Annotated in this window: 2 protein-coding genes; both read left to right on the top strand. The window is 72.5% G+C overall.

The features are described from left to right. The first annotated feature begins 181 nt into the window (after positions 1 to 181). A complete protein-coding gene (locus ACE3T5_RS21485) occupies positions 182 to 1,645 on the top strand; it encodes a UbiA family prenyltransferase (RefSeq protein ID WP_374670149.1) in 1,464 nt (487 codons plus the stop codon). Continuing rightward, a partial coding sequence (locus ACE3T5_RS21480) for an FAD-binding protein (RefSeq protein WP_374670148.1) occupies positions 1,639 to 2,280 on the top strand: 642 nt, incomplete at its 3' end. The genes ACE3T5_RS21485 and ACE3T5_RS21480, both read left to right, overlap by 7 nt.

The raw sequence follows: 2,280 nt of genomic DNA, 5'->3' as shown, positions 1-2,280 counted from the left end.
GCCACGCCGGCCCCGGCCACGCCGGCCCGGGGGGCCACGCGCCGGCGACCGGCCGCCAAGACCGAACCGCGCACCACGCGAACCGCCCGCGCGGCCTGACCCGGCCCGGCCCCGGGGCGCGGCCCCGCCCCGCAAGGGCCCCACCGGATAAACTCGGCGGCTTGCCTTTTCCGAGCCGACCGTGCCGCCTACGACTGCCGCTGCCTCGCCGTCCGGCCCGATCCCCCTGGTGGTCGACCTCGACGGCACCCTGATCCGCACCGACATGCTGCACGAATCCTCCGTGCAGCTGTTCCGTTCGTCGCCGCTCGCCACGCTGCGCCTGCCGCTGTGGCTGCGCGAGGGCAAGGCCGCGCTCAAGCGCCGGCTGGCGGAACGCACGCGGCTCGACGCCACGCTGCTGCCCTACAACGAGGAGTTCCTGGCCTGGCTGCGCGAGCAGCGCGAGGCCGGCCGCCGGCTGATCCTGTGCACCGCGTCGGACCACCAGTTCGCCCATGCGGTGGCCGAGCACTGCGGCGTGTTCGACGACGTGATGGCCAGCGACGGCGTGACCAACCTCGACGGCGAGCGCAAGGCACAGGCCCTGGTGGGCCGCTTCGGCGCCGGCGGCTTCGACTACGCCGGCAACGCCCGGGTGGACCTGCATGTGTGGCAGCACGCCCGCCAGGCGGTGGTGGTGGAGGCGCCCTCCGCCGTCTCGGCCCGGGCGCGTGCCGAGTTCCAGGTCGAGAAGGAATTCCCGCCCGCCGGCCGCCGCGCCCGCACCTGGCTGCGCGCGCTGCGCGTGCACCAGTGGCTGAAGAACCTGCTGCTGTTCGCGCCGCTGTTCGCCGCCCACCAGATCCATGACCTCGGCGCCTGGTTCGACCTGCTGCTCGCCTTCGTGGCCTTCAGCCTGTGCGCGTCGTCGGTCTACGTCGCCAACGACCTGATGGACCTGGAGAGCGATCGCCAGCACCCGCGCAAGCGGCTGCGGCCCTTCGCCGCCGGCACGCTGCCTGTGTGGCAGGGCGTCGCCGTCGTGCCCGTGCTGGCCGCGGCCAGCCTGGCGGCGGCCCTGCCGGCGGGCGGGGCCTTCGTGGGCTGGCTGGGCGTCTACTTCGGGCTGACCTGGGCCTACTCGTGGTGGCTCAAGCGCGTGGCCATCGTCGACTGCCTCACCCTCGCGGGGCTGTACACGCTGCGGGTCGTGGCCGGCGCCGCCGCCGTCGGCCTCACGCTGTCGTTCTGGCTGCTGGCGTTCTCGGTGTTCCTGTTCCTGTCGCTCGCCTTCGTGAAGCGTTTCGCGGAGCTGCACATGCAGCACAGCTCGGGGCAGACGCGCGCGCATGGCCGCGCCTACCTCACCACCGATCTACCGCTGGTGCAGACGCTGGGCGTGGTCTCCGGCTACACCGCCTGCGTGGTGCTGGCGCTCTACCTCAACCACGAGTCGGTGCAGCTGCTGTACCGGGCGCCCTACCTGGCCTGGGGCACGGTGCCGGTGATGGTGTTCTGGGTCAGCTGGATGTGGCTGCGCGCCGCCCGCGGCCAGATGCACGACGACCCGCTGGTGTTCGCCTTCAAGGACCCCGCCAGCATCGTCGCCGGCGTCGTGTTCGGCGTGTTCCTGCTGCTGGGCAGCGTCGGCCTGTCATGGTAGAGATCGGCTCCTGGGGCCGTCTCGCGGCCTGGCCGCATCGGGTGCAGCCGCTGGCAGACCGCGCCCTGCGCCGCCTGCCTGGCGAAGCGGCGCCCGGCCTCGCCTACGGCATGGGCCGCAGCTACGGCGATGTCTGCCTCAACCCGGGCGGCACGCTGTGGATGACGCGCGGCCTGGACAAGTTCATCGCCTTCGACGCGGAGAACGGCCGCCTCACCTGCGAAGCCGGCGTGCTGCTGCGCGACATCCAGCGCCTGTTCTGCGGCCGCGGCTGGATGCTGCCGGTGACACCGGGCACGCAGTTCGTCACCGTCGGCGGCGCCATCGCCAATGACGTGCACGGCAAGAACCATCATCGCCTCGGCTCGTTCGGCGATCATGTGCTGCGCCTGCGGTTGCTGCGCACGGATGGCGAGGTCATCGAATGCGGGCCCGACGCGCAGGCCGACTGGTTCACGGCCACCGTGGGCGGGCTCGGGCTGACCGGCGTCATCACCGAGGCCACGCTGCAGCTGCGCCGCGTGGACGGCCCCTGGCTGGAGGCCGAGACGCTGCCCTACCGCTCGCTCGACGAGTTCTTCGCCCTGTCGGACGCGAGCGAGGCCGACTGGGAATACACCGTGTCGTGGATCGAC

It is taken from the genome of Ramlibacter sp. (genome assembly GCF_041916345.1).
Taxonomy (GTDB): Bacteria; Pseudomonadota; Gammaproteobacteria; order Burkholderiales; family Burkholderiaceae_C; genus Ramlibacter.
This window is presented reverse-complemented; position numbering and strand designations above follow the sequence as displayed.